This is a genomic window from Candidatus Hydrogenedentota bacterium (genome assembly GCA_035416745.1).
Lineage (GTDB): Bacteria > Hydrogenedentota > Hydrogenedentia > Hydrogenedentales > SLHB01 > UBA2224.
The window spans coordinates 1-20023 of the sequence record DAOLNV010000032.1 but is presented as its reverse complement, the minus strand read 5'-3'; the positions used below and the strand labels follow the sequence as shown (position 1 = coordinate 20023).

General features: G+C 60.6%; 15 protein-coding genes. 13 read left to right on the top strand and 2 right to left on the bottom strand.

Going from position 1 to position 20023, the window contains the following annotated elements:
• Positions 1-103: 103 nt before the first annotated feature.
• The 5 genes from PLJ71_11450 to PLJ71_11430 all read left to right on the top strand — a co-directional run bounded on the left by PLJ71_11450 (position 104) and on the right by PLJ71_11430 (position 4280).
• Entirely contained in the window at positions 104-805 is a 702-nt protein-coding gene (locus PLJ71_11450) for a hypothetical protein (protein ID HQM49290.1), read from the top strand.
• An 86-nt stretch (positions 806-891) separates the two neighbouring features.
• Positions 892-1902 carry a glycosyltransferase gene (locus PLJ71_11445; GenBank protein HQM49289.1) on the top strand — a complete coding sequence of 337 codons (1011 nt, stop codon included), beginning with the start codon at positions 892-894 and terminating at the stop codon, positions 1900-1902.
• 44 nt (positions 1903-1946) lie between these two features.
• Positions 1947-2543, top strand: a complete 597-nt coding sequence (locus PLJ71_11440; GenBank protein HQM49288.1) for a sigma-70 family RNA polymerase sigma factor — start codon at positions 1947-1949, stop codon at positions 2541-2543.
• Between the two features lie 54 nt (positions 2544-2597).
• Positions 2598-3653 carry a hypothetical protein gene (locus tag PLJ71_11435; GenBank protein ID HQM49287.1) on the top strand — a complete coding sequence of 352 codons (1056 nt, stop codon included), beginning with the start codon at positions 2598-2600 and terminating at the stop codon, positions 3651-3653.
• Positions 3654-3818: 165 nt separating this feature from the next.
• The gene (locus PLJ71_11430) at positions 3819-4280 is read left to right on the top strand and encodes a putative molybdenum carrier protein (protein HQM49286.1); all 462 of its coding nucleotides are present in this window, start codon (positions 3819-3821) and stop codon (positions 4278-4280) included.
• 90 nt (positions 4281-4370) lie between these two features.
• Here the strand turns inward: PLJ71_11430 and PLJ71_11425 are convergent, their stop codons facing one another.
• Positions 4371-5672, bottom strand: coding sequence for an alpha-glucosidase/alpha-galactosidase (locus tag PLJ71_11425; GenBank protein HQM49285.1), 1302 nt, complete (start codon positions 5670-5672; stop codon positions 4371-4373).
• A gap of 442 nt (positions 5673-6114) precedes the next feature.
• Here PLJ71_11425 and PLJ71_11420 point away from each other — a divergent pair, with 442 nt between their 5' ends.
• The 8 genes from PLJ71_11420 to PLJ71_11385 all read left to right on the top strand — a co-directional run bounded on the left by PLJ71_11420 (position 6115) and on the right by PLJ71_11385 (position 19092).
• Complete coding sequence (locus PLJ71_11420; GenBank protein ID HQM49284.1) at positions 6115-7206, top strand: ATP-binding protein; 1092 nt, start codon at positions 6115-6117, stop codon at positions 7204-7206.
• Position 7207: 1 nt separating this feature from the next.
• Positions 7208-8584, top strand: a complete 1377-nt coding sequence (locus PLJ71_11415; GenBank protein ID HQM49283.1) for a sigma-54 dependent transcriptional regulator — start codon at positions 7208-7210, stop codon at positions 8582-8584.
• Between the two features lie 499 nt (positions 8585-9083).
• Positions 9084-9632 (top strand): NAD(P)H-dependent oxidoreductase subunit E, encoded by a 549-nt coding sequence (locus PLJ71_11410; GenBank protein HQM49282.1) that lies wholly within the window; start codon positions 9084-9086, stop codon positions 9630-9632.
• A 42-nt stretch (positions 9633-9674) separates the two neighbouring features.
• Positions 9675-12914: an FAD-dependent oxidoreductase gene (locus tag PLJ71_11405; protein ID HQM49281.1), complete on the top strand. Its 3240-nt coding sequence runs from the start codon at positions 9675-9677 to the stop codon at positions 12912-12914.
• Positions 12911-13588: a 2Fe-2S iron-sulfur cluster-binding protein gene (locus tag PLJ71_11400; GenBank protein HQM49280.1), complete on the top strand. Its 678-nt coding sequence runs from the start codon at positions 12911-12913 to the stop codon at positions 13586-13588. The genes PLJ71_11405 and PLJ71_11400 overlap by 4 nt, the downstream gene beginning before the upstream one ends.
• Positions 13589-13611: 23 nt before the next feature.
• On the top strand, positions 13612-15198 hold the full coding sequence (locus PLJ71_11395) for an FMN-binding glutamate synthase family protein (protein ID HQM49279.1): 1587 nt from the start codon (positions 13612-13614) through the stop codon (positions 15196-15198).
• Positions 15199-15425: 227 nt separating this feature from the next.
• On the top strand, positions 15426-18329 hold the full coding sequence (locus PLJ71_11390) for a sugar-binding protein (protein HQM49278.1): 2904 nt from the start codon (positions 15426-15428) through the stop codon (positions 18327-18329).
• Entirely contained in the window at positions 18319-19092 is a 774-nt protein-coding gene (locus PLJ71_11385; protein HQM49277.1) for a LamG domain-containing protein, read from the top strand. The genes PLJ71_11390 and PLJ71_11385 overlap by 11 nt, the downstream gene beginning before the upstream one ends.
• Positions 19093-19189: 97 nt before the next feature.
• Here PLJ71_11385 and PLJ71_11380 read toward each other — a convergent pair.
• The coding region (locus PLJ71_11380) for a Gfo/Idh/MocA family oxidoreductase (GenBank protein ID HQM49276.1) at positions 19190-20023 on the bottom strand (834 nt) is incomplete at its 5' end.

Here is a 20023-nt window from a genome sequence, read left to right as displayed (position 1 = left end):
CCCGCGCGGGTCTCGGGCGCATGAACGGCTGAAAACCTTTGGCGCCACAGGGTTGCAACATACAGCCGAGGGGCCTATACTGACATTGAGCAGGGGAGTATCGATGCAAGCAGAGGACAGACCCATCCATTTTTCGGCGGAATTGCTCCATTTGCCGTGCAAACATGAGGTATCGGTGCTTCAGAAACTGTATTTTGACCTTTCTCAGACGCGCGAGGGGGCCTATGACAATACAGATTTCAGCATGCCGGGCCGGTTTCGTTTCTTCTCGAAGCGCGGCACAAAGACGCAATCCATGCTTCTTTTCCTGCCCGACCGGTTTGTCGTAGCCGAGGAATGGGTGGACATGCCTCTCTCCGATTTCATCGGGAAACTCGAGGCAGTCGCCGGACATGCGATGGATGCGCTGAATGTCCCCTTCTTGCCCGCGCACACGGTAACGCTTCGCACGACTTTTGCCCTGACCTATTTCGATGATGCCCGTCAGTTTCTGCTGGAACGTGCGTGCAAGCAGGAGGGCCGTCTTGCCCCGCATTTTCAGCGTCCGATTGGGGTTGGCGGTCTTCGGCTTGTGTTGCCGGAGACCCCGGAACATTCGGGTTCTTACAATCTTATCATCGAGTCTTTCCGACACAGCCAGAAGGAAGTGTTTGTTGAGGTGAAGGCCATCTTCGCGCGGCAACGGGTGATGCGCGATGGGCTGGGCCTTATTGCTGACAATTTCCGGGCAGTTCAGAGCTTTATCACGGACACGGTTTTCCCCTTCCTGAACCAGTATGATATTCGGGAAGAAAACTGGGCGTAATCTCCGCATATGTCATTGTTCAATGATGACTTACGGAAGGATGCGCATTTGGGAGAATAGACGGATTTGCGGGGCAGGAACCAGCCTTGATTGACATACCAGAACCCGAGATCTCGGTGTTGATGCCCTGCTATAACGCCGAGGACACGCTTCCCGCCGCTGTGGAATCGATCCAGAACCAGACCTGCAGGAACTGGGAGTTCATAATTGCAGATGATGGTTCTACGGACGCGTCCCGCGCTATTGTGGCCGCATACGCTGCTCACGATCCGCGTGTCCGGCGAGTGCATTTGCGTCACCGCGGTATCGTGGCCGCACTCCAAGAGGGCTATGCTCTGGCGCGAGCGCCCTTCCTTGCACGCATGGACGCCGATGACATCGCTGAGCCGGACCGCCTGGAAAAGCAACACGCTTACATGGTGGCCCACCCGGATACAGACCTGTGCGGTACCCATGTGCGGATGTTCGGCGCAGAAATCGGGGAAGGCCGTTCTCGTTACGCGGAATGGCTGAACAGTCTGGAAACTCACGAAGACATTGTCCGCGAACTATTTGTGGAGTGCCCGGTTGCTCATCCCACGTTCTTTTTGCGCCGCGATGTCTTCGAACGGGTCGGGGGCTATGAGGAGCATGGCTGGGCGGAAGACTACGACCTTTGCATGCGACTGTTCCTGGCCGGCGCGCGGTTTGGGATGGTTTCCGAGCCATTGCTGGGGTGGCGGGAGTCGCGGGGGCGGCTGTCCATGCAGTCGGGCCGCTACTCGCTTGGGCGGTTCCGGGCACTGAAACGGGCGTATCTCGAGCGGTCGTATCTTCTGGACCGCTCGCGGTTTTGCCAGTGGGGGGCGGGCGAGGTGGGCAAGGCCTGGCTTCGCGAGTGGGAAACCTTGAAACCTCAGGCGGTTGTGGACATCCATCCGCGCAAGATCGGCCGCGAGATTCATGGGGTGCCCGTCATTGCCCCGGATGATCTTCCGGGTCCAAACATGACATTTATCATTATTGCCGTGGGAGCGCCGGGGGCGCGGGAGGAGATTCGCGCCTGGCTGCGACCGCGGGGGTACGTCGAGTTGCGCGACTTCTTGTTTGTGGCATAACGTCAGGGTGTGTCAACTCCATCGGCTATGGAAACGTTCTTACCGTGAAGAGGGATGTGAACAAGGATTGGTCCGCCGAGGACGACGACGCGCTGGCCTTGGCCGTAAAGGCTGGAGAGCGCTCAGCTTACGACGAATTGGTGAGGCGGCATCAGGCCCGTGTCTACGGTGTGGCGTACCGGTTTGCATCCAACAGAGAGGACGCGCTGGACATTGCCCAGGAAGCTTTCTTCAAGGCGTATTGCAAGATCGGCTCGTGGGAGCCGCGAAGCGGATTCGTGCCGTGGCTGTTGCGCTTGACGGCCAATCATGCCATCGACCACTTGCGGCGCAACAAGCGGCGGAGAACGGCGCGGGTGGCGGACTATTTCCCCGACGGGGAATCGGGTGCTCCGTCGGAACACCATCACGGTCAGCCGGAAGCCATGGCCCGGGCCGCGGAGATAGGCGACCATGTCCGGCGGGCGCTGGACGTTTTGTCCGATACCCAGCGGGAGGTATTCGTGTTGCGCCACTATGAAGGGTTTCAACTGGCTGACATTGCGGAGACGTTGGGCTGCAGTGTTGGTAGCGTAAAGGTTCATCTGTTTCGGGCCGTGAGAAAACTGCGGCGCGAACTTGAGGATATCGGCCGGTTCTGAGATTCGGGCCGGCATGCGTAACGGGAAGGCGCATGGATCGGGGATGACAGGAATATGCTGAGAAAACGAAGAGCAGAAGGATTGATGGCCCAAGCGCTCTACGAAGAACTTCCCGAGCGCGACGCCGCTTTCCTGGAGGCCTATTTTCGCGCTCATCCCGCCGCACGAGAAGAATTGGATGTTATGCGGCGGTTTGTTGCGGCAATGCCCGCGTCCCGGCCCGTATTCGATACGGATTTGGTTCCCGCAGTCCGTGTGCGCGTCGAGGAGGAAGGCCGCGCACCCGGGCGGAGGCCGTGGCTTCGTCCAAGGGTAGTGGCAGTTTCCTTCGCGGCGATGGCGGCTATGCTGAGTATCGTGTTGTTGAACGTCTGGGATACCGGTGTTCCGGACGATGGCGCGGTCGCTCGCCCGGGCACGGAAACCTCGGCTGTCTCCCCCCTGGTGACGACTGTCGCAGAAGTTCAGGAATTGGTGACAGAAGGCAACTACGCGGACGCTTACAAGAGGCTGTCGCGGGCCATTGAACACGCTGCGAACGCCCCGGAAGCGGGCGAAGCCCAGATGTTGCTGGCGGATATCGCGTTCGCGCACCTCCATTGGTATGAGCAGGCCTACAGCGATTACGAACGCCTGTTCGGCGAGTACCATCAGACGTGGCTGGGAAGTCCCGTTTACGTGCGGGACCGGCGTGACTTGCTGGCCGAGGCGCGGCTGGTGCAGTTCAGGTCGCTGCAGGATCTGGATGCTGCGCGGTCAAACAAGCTCGACCCCATGGGCGCGTTGGCACGGGTAATTACGGCGTATCCCAATCAGGCATATGTTCGTTCGCAGGCGGCCATGGAAATGGCCAAGCGCACCATTGAGTCGGGCGCCGTCGACGCTGAATCTCCGGACGCGCTGGTCGAGGCGTTACGCCGTGTGCAGGAGCAGACCACGGATCCCATGGTGGTGGCGCAATTGTCGTATCAGATGGGCCACTTGTACGAATCGGAGTACCGCGAGTTCGACAAGGCGCGCGAGGCCTTCCTGCAGGCGTCACAGCATCCTGCACTGCAGCAACAGGCCCGTTCTGCCCTTGCCCGGCTTGATGGCGGCGTACAACGATAGAACTTCGGCCAGAATACTCCCCTGACTGACGGAAGGCTGTGGGGGAAGGAGCCTTGGCCAGTTCCCGCAGCGGGCACAAGGCCCGGAGCCGCGCAGGGGCGTCACGCCCTGCAATCCATGTACAATACCCCGCGGATTCAACGAGCGTCTCGGAAAAGAAGCACGATGCAGATCAGACGGATTATTTCGGGTGGGCAAACCGGGGTAGACCGTGCGGCGCTGGATGTTGCGATGCGCTTGGGGATTGGGTGCGGCGGCTGGTGTCCAAAGGGCCGCCTCGCCGAAGACGGGCCCCTGTCCTCTACCTACCCTTTGAAAGAGACTCCTGCGGCGGTATACGCGGAACGAACGGAGTGGAACGCCCGGGACTCGGACGGCACGCTCGTCTTGACGTGGGGTTCTCCGACAGAGGGCACGGCCTTCACGGTAGACATGGCGCGGAAGCATAACAAACCCGTGCTGGTGGTTGATCTCGAGGGGAAAGACAGCACTTTGAAGCAGGTTGAGGCGTGGATCCGTGAAAACAGGATTTGCACGTTGAACGTCGCCGGACCCCGTGAGACCAAGTGCCCGGGCATTTATCAGGACGCCTCAGCGTTCCTGGAGGCGCTCCTCTCCCCCGTCTGACGCTTGCACGTCCGTCTGCCCGATGCGGCCGGGGAAGAGCGATGGGGACAGACCACGCGGTATTGCTTCGCAAAAGCTCGGGTCTATCTCTCAGGTGTATTTCGGGAGATAGTTGCCGTGGGCCTCGATGAGCTCATCGCACATGGACACGATCTCGTCGATGGTGAGTTCGGCGGCGGCATGGGGGTCAAGCATAGCGGCCTGGTAGATGTAGTCTCTCTTGCGGGTAAGCGCGGCTTCGATGGTCAATTCCTGCACATTGACGTTGGTGCGGGTGAGAGCAGCGCACTGGGGCGGCAGATCGCCGACGTACGCAGGGTTGATGCCGCTGCGGTCGGCGACGCAGAGCACCTCGACGCAGCAATTGTTCGGAAGATTGGTGATCAATCCTTTGTTGAGGACGTTGCCGCCAAAGGTGTAGGGTTTGCCGGTCTCAATGGCGCCGAAAATATAAGAAGCGTATTCCTCGCCGCGCTCGTGGGGGAGAGATTCCTCGGCGAGCAATAGCTTCTTCATTTCGTCCCATGCCTCGATCTGGGCGATGCAGCGCCGGGGGTATTCGTCCAGTGGGATTTGGAGCCGGTCAATGAGTTCGGGTGCTTTGGCTTTGATGAACCAGGGCACATATTCGCTGGTGTGCTCACTCGATTCGGTCACGTAATAACCGAACCGTTTCATGAGTTCGAAGCGCACTGCGTCCTTGCCTTTGTTTTCGGGCAATTGGGCGCGTTTGCGGATCTCGGGATAGAGGTCCTCGCCGTTGCGGGAAATGTTCAAGAGCCATCCCTGGTGGTTGATGCCCGCAATGTGCCATTTGAGGTTGTCGCTGGGAAGGCCGAGCATCATGCAAAGGTTTGATGCGCAGACCTGGACGCTGTGGCACAAGCCGACAATCCGAACGTTGGTGGCCCGCAGGAGCGCGCCCGTCAGGATGCCCATTGGGTTTGTGTAATTCAGCATGAGCGCATCGGGACACACCTTCTCGATGAGGCGGCAGTAGTCGAGCATGACCGGAATGGTGCGAAGTCCGCGAAAGATGCCGCCGATGCCGAGGGTATCGGCAATGGTTTGCCGGAGACCGTATTTCCTGGGGATTTCGAAATCGATGACGGTCGCGGGCTCGTATCCGCCGACCTGGATAGCGTTGACGATGTAGTCCGCGCCTTGGAGAGCTTTTGCGGCGTCGTGCGCAAGAAAGGACGTGTAGGCCGCATTTGTGCCGAGGGTCTTGTTGATATTCTTCATCATGACCTCGGACACATGCAGCCGGTCCGGGTCGATATCGACGAGGGTCACCTGCGAGTTCTTGAGACTCTCCTCGTGTAGACAGTCGCCGAGCACATTCTTGGCAAATACGGTACTTCCCGCGCCCAAGAAGCAGATCTTCGCCATGGCAGCGTCCTCCGTGGAACAATGTTGCGGGATAATACGCTTCGGCGCGGGGGGACTTCAAAGACTGATGAGACAGACGGAACAGATGAGACACACAAGTCCCATTGGCCGCATAGGCCGTATTCTCTATTTCGCAGAATCGGGGCGAACGGCCGGTCTCGGAGTCCGAGACTCAGGAAAGATGGGGGCGTAACCAGAGGGCCGGCCCTCACCACGACAAAGCCCATGCGTTCCGTTGGGGGTGAGGAATGGGCAAGGGTTCCGGTATCATTTGCGGAAAGAGTTAGAGGGAAACTACTTGCGGAGGCGCGAGAATCGTGCGAGACTAACCGGAGAGGGCACGGCAGCCTGGTAGAGGTTTTGTGATAGGAAACTGCCGCACTTTGGGTTAATGGTGCGTAAGAAAGCCGTCAAACGTACGACCACGGCGCTACAAGAGCGCGTGAAAGAACTTACCTGTCTCCTGCGCATGGCTGACATCGCGGGAAAGCCTGGCATTTCGATGGAAGCGATCCTTCAACAGACCACGGGGCTGCTCGTATCTGCCTGGCAGTATCCGGAAGTCGCCTCCGCCAGGGTCGTGCTGGACGGTCAAACGTACGCGGCGGCCGGTTTTCGCGAGAGCCCGGATGGCCAGCGCTCGGATGTCCTGGTTCGAGGGGTAAAACGGGGTTTCGTCGAGGTGATCTATGTGGAGCCCAGGCCAGAACGGGATGAGGGGCCTTTTCTGCGGGAAGAACGGAATTTGATCGATGCGGTAGCTCAACAGGTGGGGCTGATTGTCGAGCGTAAACAGGCGGAGCTGGACCGGGCGCAATTGCAGAATCAGCTTCAACATGCCGATCGCCTGGCCACGATAGGTTTTCTGGCGGCGGGAGTGGCGCATGAGTTGAACGAACCGCTGGGCAATATCCTGGGATTCGCCCAATTGGCGCGGAAATGCCCGAGCTTGCCCGAATCCGCTGGGCGGGACTTGGCGAGAATCGAGACCGCCTCGCTGCATGCGAGGGATATCATCAGAAAGCTCTTGGGGTTTGCCCGCCGGATTTCTCCAGAGAAGGCCCTTGTAAGTATTAATGACGTTGTGCGTGAAGCACTTGAGTTTGTTGAGATGCGTTGCGTCCAGGCGGGCATTGAAATCGAGTATGCTCTGGACGAAGCGCTTCCCTTGGTCTCCGCGGATGCCGCGCAGTTGAACCAGGTTGTGGTCAACCTTGCCGTCAACGCATTACAGGCGATGCCGGAAGGAGGAACACTCCGTGTACGCACGGGTACGGAAGACGGCCGGGTCTGCCTGGACGTGGAAGATTCGGGAATTGGGATGAGCGCGGATGTTCTGGAACGGGTTTTCGTGCCTTTTTTCACGACGAAGGACGTGGAACAGGGCACGGGACTTGGCCTGCCGGTGGTACACGGGATCGTGACATCTCATCAAGGGACCATTCAGGTCTTCAGCGAGGCCGGCCGGGGGACGCGGATTGAGATTCGGCTGCCTGTCGCAACGGCGCCGGACCAGACCGAGGAGAGCCATTAGCGTGTCCGCAAGAGCAGGCAAGGGAAAGATTCTGCTGGTGGACGATTCCGCGCCAACGCTGGAGGTGCTGCAGCGCAACCTGGTAGCGGAAGGTTATCATGTGCTTACGGCTTCCGATGTGGCTCACGCCGTCGAGGTGCTCGATACCATTAAGGTGGACCTGGTCATCACCGATCTCAAGATGCCTAAGGTAAGCGGGATGGACCTTGTGCGCCACGTGCGCGAGAACTTCCCCGATACCGGAGTAATGATGATCACGGGTTACCCATCGATCGAGGGGGCGGTCCAGGCGATCAAGACCGGCGCGGAAGAGTATCTTTCAAAGCCGTTCACGGATGAGGAGTTGTCGGCTGCGGTCCGGCGTGCGTTCGGCAATCTGGAGATGCACCGGCGCCGCGCGTCGCTGCGAACCCAGACACCCTCGGTCCGGTACGGTCTCATGGGAGAATCGGAGGCCATGCGCAAGGTATTGCGCGCGATCGGGAAGGCCGCGTCGACGTCAGCAACGGTGCTGATTACGGGGGAAAGCGGGACCGGGAAAGAATTGGCGGCGCGCGCCATACACTACGGCAGTGGGCGCTCATCGGCCCCGTTTGTGCCCGTGAACTGCGGGGGGATTCCGGACGGTTTGCTTGAGAGCGAGTTGTTCGGGCATGTCAAGGGAGCGTTCACGGGCGCCGCGGAATCGCGCGCGGGTCTCTTTCATGCGGCGGACGGCGGCACCATCTTCTTTGACGAGGTCGGGGAAACCAGCGCTTCAATGCAGGTCAAGCTGTTGCGCGTGCTTGAGAACCGTGAGATCTGCATGGTGGGCTCGAACCGGTTGAGGAAGGTGGACGTGCGTATTCTCGCGGCCACGAACCGGGATTTGCTGGCCATGGTGAAGAAGGGTGGTTTCAGGAAAGACCTGTTCTACCGGCTTAATGTCATCACAATCGCTCTTCCGCCGTTGAGGGAACGAGGGGACGACATCCTGCTTCTGGGGAATCATTTTGCGTCCCGGTTCGCCGCTGAACTTGGGCGTCCTCAGCCCCAGTTCTCTGAACGGGCTTTGGCAGTGTTTAGAAGCTATGACTGGCCGGGCAATGTGCGCGAACTCGAGAACGTCGTTCAGCGGATTGTTCTCATGACGGACGCGGATCGCATAGATACGCCCGATCTCCCGGAACTCATGCGCTTCTCGGCTCTGCGCAGAACAGGATTGGATCGAACCCTGGCGCAAGTGGAGCATGAGTACATAAGCAACGTCCTCGCGAGCGTAGGCGGCAACAAAAGCCGTGCGGCGGAGATTCTCGGAATCGACCGCAAGACGTTGCGCGAGAAGCTTCGCGGCACGCCGGAGCGCCGCGCTTCCGAGGGAGATTCTCCTGAGTCTTGAGCCGAGCCCAGCGGGGTGTTTTCCCGCTGACGGTCCGTGACACGGCAAGAATGGGGAATTTTTCCCCAGCGATACCAAATTCCCCACCATCCAAGGGCGCGAAGAGGCATTTTCCGAGGGGCATTTCGCTGCGATGCTGGTCATTTGCGCCATTTTCACGCGTTTTTCCGGCGGGGGTTCTTTTGGCACGATAGGTGCTCTCTTTGTCATACGAGGGGAAAGATTGTGAGAGAAGACCCGACAAACGAGTCGCTGTGCAGCCGATGTGCATTAGCCGAAGGGTGCACGATTCCTGATGACTCCGGCAGGCTCATTCTTTCCTGCGTGAGGTTCGAGTACGTCGAACCGTTGTTTTCGGAGCATACCGAGGATGCGAGCAGCACTTCGGAAAAGGGTTCGAGCCGGATAGACGGGCTTTGCGTGGATTGTGAGAACCGGGGGTCGTGTGTCTTTCGGGGCGTTGAAGGAGGGGTTTGGCACTGTGAGGAATACCGTTGAGATGGATAGGAGGCCCGTGGTGAAGGATTGCAGGAAGCACGCGGAGGCGCCGGTGGATGAATGTGAAGTCCTGGCTATCGCAGGCAGGCACAACGCGGATTGCGGGGGACTGATGGCAATCCTGGAGGAGGTGCAGACCGCGTACGGCTATCTTCCGGAGGGGGCATTGCGGCTTGTGGCGGAGGCGACGAAGCGGTCCTTGGTGGACGTGTACGGCGTGGCTACATTCTACCGTTCCTTCAGCCTGGAGCCTCGGGGGAGGCATCATGTGTGCGCGTGTCTTGGAACAGCCTGCCATGTCCGCAATGCGCCGCTTATCGTGGAAGAACTCGAGCGCCGTCTAGGCATCCAGGCGGGGCACACCACGCCCGATCGCGAGTTCACGCTCGAGACGGTCAATTGCCTTGGGGCGTGCGCCTTGGGGCCGATCGTGGTTGTGGACGGGACGTACCATTCAAAAGTCGATGTAGCTGCCGTCAACGCGATCCTGAGCGAGGTACGAAGGAAACCGGAACAATTGGATTTGTCTAGCGCGCCCGCTTCGGCCTGACCGAAAGCGCCCGCCCTAATTCTATCGAGGACTGATAACCCAATGCGGCTGAATTCACTGGGTGATTTCAAGAGGCTTGAGGCGATACTTCGCAATACCCTGGGTTCGAGTTCCAGGACGATCATCATACCGGCAGGGACGTGTGGCCGGGCGAGCGGCGCGGATGACCTGGTGCGTGCCGTACGCGAGGAGATCTTACGCAACGGTCTGGGTGAACAGCTTGGGGTGCGCGTAACGGGGTGTCACGGGTTCTGCGAAATGGAGCCCTCGCTTCTCATTAAGCCGGAGGGGACATTTTATCCGAGGGTGAAGGGGCCGGACGCGGGCCGCATTGTGGAGGCCGCGGCGCGCGGGGAAGTGGTTGAAGCGCTGGTTTGGGCGGATTCGGTGAGCGGAAGGCCGGTACCATGCCAGAATGATGTTCCCTTTTTCCGGAAACAGGTGCGGACGATTCTTTCGCGAAATGAGCAGGTTGATCCGCTGCGCGTGGAAACGTACATCGCGGCGGGGGGGTATGCCGCCCTGATGAAGGCACTCGAGCGCGGCGACCCGGGTTGGGTCGTTAATGAGGTGAAATCGTCGGGCTTGCGTGGCCGCGGCGGTGCGGGTTTCCCGACGGGGCTGAAGTGGGAGTTGTTGGCGAAGCAGCCGAATGCAAAAGGGAAATACCTGGTTTGCAACGCGGACGAAGGCGACCCGGGGGCGTACATGGACCGCAGCGTGCTGGAGGGGAATCCGCACAGTATCATCGAAGGCATGATGATCGGGGCGTTTGCGACCGGCGCGTCTGAAGGCATCATGTACATCCGCAACGAGTATCCGCTGGCGATCAAACACGTTCTTACAGCACTTGAACAGGCACGGGAACTCGGGCTGCTGGGCCCGGATATTCTTGGTACGGGCCGCTCGTTTGACATCCGGGTAGTTCAGGGCGCCGGGGCGTTTGTCTGCGGAGAGGAAACGGCCCTCATACACTCTATCGAGGGGAAGATGGGAGAGCCGCGTCAACGTCCCCCCTACCCCATCCAGCAAGGCATTCATGGCCGTCCCACGGCGATCAACAACGTGGAGACTCTGGCCAACATTCCGCTCATCATCAGCGGCGGCGCGGAAGCGTTCGCCAAGACAGGCACGCCGGGCAACTCGGGGACGAAGATATTCAGCCTGGTGGGAAAGATCAAGAACACGGGGCTGGTCGAGGTCCCGATGGGCACGACGATCAAGACGATCGTGTACGAGATCGGGGGCGGACCGGCCGGCAAGGGGAGAATCAAGGCAGTGCAGACGGGTGGTCCGTCCGGAGGCTGCATTCCTGCGCATCTTTTTGATTTGGCGATTGACTACGACAGCTTGGCGAAGGCGGGCTCGATCATGGGATCGGGCGGCATGATCGTCATGGATGAAAACACGTGCATGGTGGACATTGCCAAGTATTTCATGGGCTTCCTGAAGGGGGAATCCTGCGGCAAGTGTTTTTCGTGCCGCAAGGGTACCCAGCGGATGTATGAGATTCTGGATGACATTTCGGCGGGCCGCGGCACCCTTGGCCAGATCGACTTGCTCGAGGAACTGGCGTTAACGGTGAAAGACACCACCATGTGCGGGCTGGGCCAGACGGCGGCGAACCCGGTCTTGAGCATGCTGCGCCATTTCCGCGACGAATGCCGCCGCCACGTGTCAGACAAGCGCTGCGACGCGTTTGTGTGCGGCGAGCTCGTGGGCGCGGCGTGCCAGACGGCCTGCCCGCTCGAGACGCCGCCCTGGCGGTATGTCGCGTTGATCGAGAAAGGCGAATACGAGGAGGCGTATAGGGTCATCCGGGAAGCCAACCCCTTTCCGGCAGTATCCGCGCGGGTATGCGACCGGAAGTGCGAGCGCCGCTGCAAGCTGGGCACGACAGGAGGCGAACCTGTCGCGATCCGGGCGTTGAAACGATTCGTGACCGACCGGGTGAAGCCGTCCGTCTGCCTGCCGACACCGCCGGTGGGGGCAAATGGCCGTTCGGCAAAGGTGGCGGTCGTGGGGGCAGGGCCTGCGGGACTGTCGGTTGCGCATTATCTCTCGCTTCTTGGACACCAGGTGACGATCTTCGAGGCAGAGCAGACTCCGGGCGGGATGCTCACCAGCTGTATTCCGGCTTATCGACTTCCGCGCGAGGTAGTCCACAAAGAAATCGCGTCGCTCTTGACGGATACCATCGAGCTTCAATGCGGGGTTCGGTTGGGAAGCGATTTTACCGTGGACAGCCTTTTTGAGGAAGGTTTCAAGGCCGTCTTCCTGGCCATGGGCGCGGACAAAAGCTGGCGGCTGGATCTCGAAGGAGAGGGGTTTGAAGGCGTTTATTCGTCGATGGCGTTTCTGAAAGCCTTTAACTTGAGAGGAGAAGAACTCGCCCGGGGCCGCGTGGCAGTTATCGGCGGCGGGAACTCGGCGGTGGATGCCGCGCGGGTGGCGATCAGGCAGAAAGCGGTTGAAAGTGTGACGCTGCTGTACCGCCGCACGTGCGTGGAGATGCCTGCGTACGCGGAAGAAGTCGATGCGGCTATTGAAGAGGGCATACAACTGGAGACCCTGGTCTCCCCAGTGCGGATACGCTATATCGAGGCTGCCGTGAAAGAGGGGGTGCACGTCGAGACCCTGGTTCACCCCGTGAAGATCCACTCGCAAAACGGCCGGCTGGCGGGCATTGATTGCATCCGGAACACGCTTGGCGACATCGATTCGAGCGGGCGTGGCCGGCCGGTACCCATACCCGGAACCGAATTTCGGGTCCCGCTGGACACGTTGATAGTCGCGATTGGTGAACGCCCCGACAGCGATTGCCTGGCGGCGATGGGAGTGAGCGTCGAAAAGGACGGCCGTGTTGCCGTGGATTCCGCAACCTTGCGCACGTCTCGTCCGGGCGTTTTCGCGGGCGGTGACCTGGTTAGCGGCCCGAATACCGTGGTGGACGCCATCGCCGCGGGGAAGGCTGCAGCGAAGGCCATAGACCGATACCTGCGCGGCGTGGACCTCAGGGAACCCGCGCGGGGCAGTCTTCCGGAAGGGTACTTGGCTCCGTCGTGTTTTGAGAGCGTGAACGATGAAGACGCGGTACGCATGGAGCCTCCGGCGATTCCGGTCGAGGCGAGGAAGAAATGCTTTGCCGAAGTGGAGATGTCCTATCCGGAAAAAGCGGCCGTTCGGGAGGCGCGGCGGTGCCTTCGTTGCGATCTTCGGTTCACGCGCCCTGATGAAGCTCAGCCGGCCGCCTGCGCGGCCGCGGAAAGAGAACGCGTATGATCCGGCTAACGATAAACGGATTGGAAGTGTCGGTCGAGGAAGGCATGACGGTTCTGGAAGCCGCGGAGTTTCTGGGGTTTCCCATCCCGACATTGTGCCAGATGGAAGGGCTGTCGCCGTATGGGGCGTGCCGGGTCTGTATGGTTGAAATCGGCGAGGGCCCGCGGGCGAAACTCGTGAGCTCCTGTTCGTACCCGGTGGAAGAAGGCCTGATTGTCCGGACGGCCTCGACGCGGGTGCTGCGGGCGCGGCGGATGGTCATTGAGCTGCTGCTGGCATCGTGTCCGCAGTCAAAGGTCATCCAGGATCTTGCGGCTGCCCATGGGGTGAACCGTCAACGTTTCCGCCAGGAGCACGAGGACTGCATTCTGTGCGGGCTGTGCGTGCGTATGTGCGAAGAGCAGATGATGGCGAAAGCCATCGGGTTCCGGTACCGGGGAGACCAGCGGAGCATTGGCACGCCGTTCAACATGAGATCGGAACAGTGCAGGCTCTGCGGGGCGTGCATGTATGTCTGCCCTGCCTGCCAGCTCCGTTGTACCTATACGGAGCCAGACAAGGCCGTTTGCGGGGGATGCGAGAACCTTTCGCCGCCCTGCGTGGAGAAAGATCCTTTTGACGACATGATGTGTTACATGACCCCTTGCGTCGCGTGTGAGCTGCAAGGGCATTGATGGACGGAAAGGAAACGACGACAATGACGAACACTTTCTCGAAAGTGAATGCTTCGGCAGCTACCTTGACCAAGAACCGGACGATCGGTTCGGTGGTGCCTTCATCGGGTTTGTGCGTGACGTGCGTGGACGGCTGCATCGGCATGTGTGAAGTTGGCAAGTCGGCCTACCGGGGGCACGAAGTGCTGTACCCGCAACCGTTCGGCGTGATTACAACCGCGGCCGAAAAGACCTATCCCGTGGACTATTCTCATTTCAACATCATGGGCACGGCTGTAGGGGCGCACGGCATCGAGGCGGACAGCGACAAGGCGGTATTCCCGGCGGTGAATCTCGAGGTCCGGTTCGGTTACGACAAGGGTATCCGGTACCGGTATCCCTGGCATATTCCGGGCATCGGCTCTACCGACGTTGCCAAGAATAACTGGGATGGCTTGGCGATCGGCTCGGCGCTCGCGGGCACCGGCCTGACCATTGGCGAGAATGTTGTGGGGATGGATGACGGGGCCGTGATCAAAAATGGCCGTGTAGTGGACACGGTAGACCTGAAGCGCCGTGTGAGACTTTACCAGGAACATCAGATCGACGGGTACGGCACGATCATTGTGCAGGCAAACGTGGAGGACAGCCGCCTGGGGGTCCTCGAATACGCCATCGAGAAGCTCGGGGTACAGTGTGTTGAACTCAAGTGGGGCCAAGGCGCCAAGGATATCGGCGGCGAGGTCAAGATCGATAACCTCAAGAAGGCTCAGCTTCTGTATGAACGCGGGTACGTTGTGCTTCCCAATCCCACCGACCCGGAGGTGATCAAAGCGTTTGAGCACGGGAGCTTCAAGGCGTTCGAACGCCATTCGCGCGTCGGCATGGTGGATGAGGATTCTTTCGCCAAGCGCATCGAGGAGCTGCGGCGGGCGGGCGCGCGTTACATTTTCCTTAAGACGGGGGCGTACCGCCCTGCGGACCTTGCGCGCGCGATCCTGTACGCGTCAAAATACAAGCTGGACCTGCTGACCGTTGATGGGGCCGGAGGCGGGACGGGGATGAGTCCCTGGCACATGATGAACGAATGGGGCATTCCTCCGGTGCACCTTCACACGCTGCTGTATCAATACGCGTCAGTTCTGGCGGACCGCGGCGAACACGTTCCGGCTTTGGCTGTGGCCGGCGGATTCTCCTTCGAAGATCACATTTTTAAGGGGCTGGCTCTGGGCGCTCCGTTCGTGAGACTGGTCGGGATGGCGCGCGCGCCCATCGCCGCCGCTATGGTGGGCAAGACCATTGGCCGCACGATCGACGCGAACAAGGTGCCCGTGTACATTGCGCGTTTTGGCAATTCGAAGGATGAGATTTTCGTAACGGCTGTGGAATTGCGCCAACGACTGCGCAACGGCGACTTCGAGAAGATCCCGACGGGAGCGTTGGGTCTGTACACCTACTACGAGCGCCTGGCCCAGGGATTGCGCCAGCTTATGGCTGGCAGCCGAAAGTTTTCGCTGGCGCATATTTCGCGCAACGATATTGCGGCCTTGACTCACGAAGCGGCCGAGGTTTCCGGCATACGCTACATCATGGACGTGGACCGGGAAGAAGTGGACCGAATTCTTGGATAAGGCGTCCGGGAGTTATGAAGAAAAGCAAGCGGTGAGCCCGCAGCCAGTGGTTACGGGCTCGAGTTCTTTTCTCTTTTCCTTTTGCATGCGCCAGGCGAGATAGAGGTAGTTTTGGTCCACGCGTCAATTGCCTGGAGTCAGATTGCCTGCTATATTCCAGGCTTGGCCGGGTGGAGGTCTGCCTGGCGTCGGGAAGCTGTCCGTATTCACGAGATGGGGGTGCCTCCATGCGTATTGCGATTGGTGTCATCGTGGTTGCCGCGGTCTCGTGGGCGTGCCATGGGACCGAGCTGCGTACCGTCGAAGCGTTTCGCGCCGAAACAGAGATTGTCGTTGACGGTAAATTATCTGAGGCGTGCTGGCAGAAGGCGCCGTGGAACGAAGGGTTCAGCGCGCTGGACATGCCCGAGCGCCCAGCGGCGGCCCAATCCCGTTTCAAGGTGCTTCATGACGATGCCCACCTGATCATCGGCGTCGAGATGGACGAGCCCAATCCCGCCGCGATGGCGGCAAACATCGCCGAACGCGACGGCAGGGTCTATATGGACGACTGCGTTGAGGTCATGGTGGACGCCACCGGCGAACGTATTGTGTATTACCACTTCATCGTCAACTCGAAGGGGGTCATGTTCGATGCGGAGTTTCGCCAGGGGGGCCAGGTCAGCAGCGTGGAATGGGATTCGCATTCCGAGGCGGCCGCGCGGGTAGGCGAGAAGTCTTGGTCGGTCGAGTTGCGGATTCCGGTGGTCGAGCTGGGGCTGACGGCGGCCTCGACGGGCGATTGGGCCCTCAACGTCACGCGTGAACGGCAAGCGGACGGCGGAGAGCTGTCATCGTTCGTGCCGTTGACGGGCGGGTTTCACCAGCCGTCGCTGTACGCCGTTCTGCGGCTGCCGGACGCCGATTTCAGCCGGTTCTTGTGGGAGATCAAGCCGCCGTACGGGGAACGGGTGAGCCCCGAAGCAGACGGGACGCTGCGTTATTACGCGAAGACGTATGTGCGTAATGCCGGATCGGCCTTTCAGTTCATCATGCTGCGGGGCAGACTCGACGGGGGCGAAGGCGATTGGGTACGCGACGGGCTGGACGCCGGACAGGACCGGGAGTACGAGTTCAGCGTGCCCGTGGCGCACGAGGGGCGGCAGAATCTTGTGCTTGAACTTGTAGACCGCCGCGACCCCGCATCTGTTTTGTCCATCAAGATGTTGCCGGTGGATATTGCATACAGTCCAATCTCGCTGATGCTGGTCAAACCGTGGTATAGGGATGCCATTTACGCCACCGAAACCGTCAACCAGATTGTGTGCGAGGTACGAGTGTCGGTTCCTGATCAGGAACTGGAGACGTTGCGACTCGTGGCAGAGCTTCATCCCGATACGAATGAGCAGGGCGAACCGCTGGCGCGGGTCGAGCATCCGGCTTCGGCGGAGGCGACGGTCCGGCTCGAAATTCCGCAACTCCCCGAGGGCGCCTACCGGCTGTGGGTGGGGCTTGTCGGCGGGGACGGGGCAGAACGTTACAGTGCCGCCAAACGGGTCCGGAAACTGCCGCGAGTCGAGCACGAATGGCGCATCGACGAGCGCAACGTGCTGCTGCACAACGGCGAACCGGTATTGCCGTTCGGCTGGTTCAGCATCCCGGCAGAGCGCATGGCTGAGCCGGGCCATGCGTACGTCGGCATGCAGGCCTACAGCAGCTACTGGTTTCCTGCCGAGCGAGTAAGGGCGGATTTGGACAAGGTAGCGGCAGCCGGGACGGCAGTGGCCATCTACCCGTATCCCAACCCACGGATGGTCGAGACCGCGGCATGGGGTCAGCCGCTCGGCGATGATGAAGCCGGGGCGTTGCGGGCACGCGTCAGTGTTCTGAGGGAGCACCCGGGTATTCTCGCATGGTACATGGCAGACGAGCCCGAACTGAGACCCGCCCTTCCGGAAAGGTGCCGGAAGATCTACGACGTGGTCGCGGAGGAAGACCCTTTTCACCCCTGTATCATGCTCAACGACACCATCGCTGGCATTTACAAGTACGTTGACGGGGGAGACATTCTGATGCCGGATCCGTACCCGTGTTTCATCAAGGGCGGGCTTGCGGCGCAACCGCTCGAGAAGACGGGGCAGTTCATCAGGGCCGCGGTCGAGGCTGGGAAGGGCCGCAAGGCCGTCTGGGCCACGCCCCAAGCGTTCAACTACGGGGATTACGGCCGTCAGAACCAGCGCGGACCCACCCTCGTCGAACTGCGTAATCAGCTCTATCAATGCGTGATCTACGGCGCGAAAGGTTTTCTGTGGTACACCTATTCCCACACACAGAATTACCCGGACATCGGGCTTGGAATGCCATGGCTGTCGTTCGAGGTGACGGACCTGAAGGACGCGATACTGGCCGAACCCGCTGCGGATACGGCCGTTGCGGTGGAATCGGACCGGCCCGAACATCTGCACGTCTCGGCGCGCCGGGTCAACGGGGAGTTGTTCGTGTTTGCCGTGAGCACGGCCACGGAACCGCGCGACGCGCGGCTGGTCATCGCGCCGGCCTTGCAGTCGACGTCGTTGTACGTGGTTTCCGAAGAGCGCACGGTGCCGTTGGTGGACGGGTCGGCGGTGACAGATCGTTTTGACGTCTATGCCACGCACATCTACACAACCGACGCCCGAGCAGGCGCCCGGGCGGGCATGGCGGATGTACTCGAGCAGATCGCTGCAGCCAACGCCGCGCGCAAGAAGCCCGGCAACCTGGCATTCGAAGACTTCGGGACCCGGGTCGAGACCTCCTCGAACTCGGCGCACGGTTCGACACCCGAGCGTGTGGTGGACGGTATTGAAGGGGGCATGCTTTGGGAGGACGGCACGCCGCGCGAATTCCCGGACTGGCTTGCGGTGCGTTGGCCGGAACCGGTGACGCTGGGCCGGGTTGTGGTCTTCACGCCGACGCTTGCGGACTTCGAGGTGCAGGTTCTTGACGGCGAAGAATGGCGCACGGCCGGGAAAGTCCAAGGTAATGCCGAGAAGCGCGTCGAGGTGGTCTTTGAACATCCTGTCGCGGCCAGCGCGCTGCGTGTTTATATCACCGGGCTCGTCGAGGGCGAGAATCAATCGCGGATTTCGGAAGTGGAGGCATATGCGGAATAGCGCGGGATTGTTGCTGCTCGTCCTGTGGGCCTGGCCCGCGCTGGGTCTTGAAGGCCTCGCCGCCCATTGGCCCATGGATAACGCGGAGAACGGCATGGTGCGTGACGCGACGGGCAACGGGCATGACGCTCCATACGCGGCCGTAGACGGTTCGGCGCCGGAGTTCGTGCCGGGTATCGTGGGCGCCGCCATCAAGCTTGTCGACGAAAAGGAAGCGTTTCTCAACGTGGCGGGGGCGGATGCGTTCAATTTCCAGGGACCGTTCACGGTCATGGCGTGGGTGAAACCGAGCCGGCGAGAAGCAACCTTTGAGGTCTTGTGTTTCAAGGGCGACAAGAGCGGCGACCCGCCGTGGCCGGGCTGGAGACTGCGGGTGTTCTGGACCCGCGCCGTGTTTCAGGCAGGTACGCCGGAGGGAGAAGAGCCTCAGGTAAGCAGCCCGGAATGGTCGGTTCCCGCGGGGTTCTGGAGTCACATCGCCGCGGGTTGGGACGGGAAACAGCTGCGTGTCTATGTCAACGGCGTCGAACGCGCAAGCACGCCTTTCGCCGGAATCATCGCCCCGCAGCAAGCGGGCAGGCCGCTGGTGTTGTGCAACTACATCGGCCGCAAGAACGCATATGCGTTTGACGGTCTCGTGGACGACATTATGGTGTTTGACCGTTTTCTTGACGCAGAAGAGGTGTTTCGCGCGGCGGCAGGCATTGCCTCCGAGGCGCCGAATGCGGCGGCTGGCGCGGAGGTTGGCGCCCCGTCACCATAAAGGCATCACGGAACCCTGCTGGCGAGGACGCCGGTCTTACAAGCGGCGTGAGGTCTCCTTGCGGCTGGCAGCGCCCGGCGGAGATGCCCACCTTTGCTTATCCTGGATAGCGCGCCTTACGGTATTCCTGTGCGAAGGCTTGGCCGTGGTATGCGTCGTCGTCCGTCAGACCGGCGAAGGTCACGTCACTGCCGCCGTTGAGCGAGGAACGGCGGGCGGCCAGTGCACAGAGTTCGGGTTCAACCAGCGCTTCGATGGATACGGGGGCGGTATCGGTCTCGCCCGCCAGGTAGGGCAGCGTGGCCTCGAGCAGCGCTTGGTAAAGCCGCCCCGAATCTGCCTGATATTGGGTAATGCTTCGTTCGGTGACGATGGAGGCGTAGAAAGGCAGCCAGTTCCCGGCTTTGCCGATTACAAGGAATCCCTCTGCTCCGCTGTTCCAGGTGACTTCGATGCGTTGCTGTACGCCTGCGCCGAGATGCTTGACGCGCGCGATGCCGGGTCCAAGGATGCCGGAGAGCATCGCGTACGCATGGATACCGTAGTTGAACTCGTCGACGCCGCATCCACAGAACACGGTGTGAGGCACGCCGCGTTCGGACTCGGGTTGAGCAAGCCAATCGCGGGTTTCGTAGCAGAACCGCAGCGATGAGCCGCCGGCAATCCGGGCTCCGCCGCGGACCCATGCCTTGATCTGATTAATATGGCTGAGCCGTCCCGCCATGGGTTTGTCGATGAGAACGGCCTTTCCCGCCTCGATAAAGGGGCCCGCCTTGTCGACGTGGGTGTCCCAATCACAACTGTGAATGATGGCGCAGTCAACCTGTGCTGCCATTTCTTCCAGCGATGGGAAAATGCGGGGGATGGAGTGGTCCATGGCGAATTTGCGGACGTATTGCGGCGGATGTACGGAACCGCCGTCCCAAAGGCC

What these genes read in the sequence shown, in the direction of transcription:
- PLJ71_11435 (HQM49287.1), top strand. Translation starts at nt 2,598, where the DNA reads ATGCTGAGAAAACGAAGAGCAGAAGGATTGATGGCCCAAGCGCTCTAC.
- PLJ71_11450 (HQM49290.1), top strand. Translation starts at nt 104, where the DNA reads ATGCAAGCAGAGGACAGACCCATCCATTTTTCGGCGGAATTGCTCCAT.
- PLJ71_11430 (HQM49286.1), top strand. Translation starts at nt 3,819, where the DNA reads ATGCAGATCAGACGGATTATTTCGGGTGGGCAAACCGGGGTAGACCGT.
- PLJ71_11390 (HQM49278.1), top strand. Translation starts at nt 15,426, where the DNA reads ATGCGTATTGCGATTGGTGTCATCGTGGTTGCCGCGGTCTCGTGGGCG.
- PLJ71_11405 (HQM49281.1), top strand. Translation starts at nt 9,675, where the DNA reads ATGCGGCTGAATTCACTGGGTGATTTCAAGAGGCTTGAGGCGATACTT.
- PLJ71_11395 (HQM49279.1), top strand. Translation starts at nt 13,612, where the DNA reads ATGACGAACACTTTCTCGAAAGTGAATGCTTCGGCAGCTACCTTGACC.
- PLJ71_11425 (HQM49285.1), bottom strand. Translation starts at nt 5,672, where the DNA reads ATGGCGAAGATCTGCTTCTTGGGCGCGGGAAGTACCGTATTTGCCAAG.
- PLJ71_11410 (HQM49282.1), top strand. Translation starts at nt 9,084, where the DNA reads ATGGATAGGAGGCCCGTGGTGAAGGATTGCAGGAAGCACGCGGAGGCG.
- PLJ71_11400 (HQM49280.1), top strand. Translation starts at nt 12,911, where the DNA reads ATGATCCGGCTAACGATAAACGGATTGGAAGTGTCGGTCGAGGAAGGC.
- PLJ71_11385 (HQM49277.1), top strand. Translation starts at nt 18,319, where the DNA reads ATGCGGAATAGCGCGGGATTGTTGCTGCTCGTCCTGTGGGCCTGGCCC.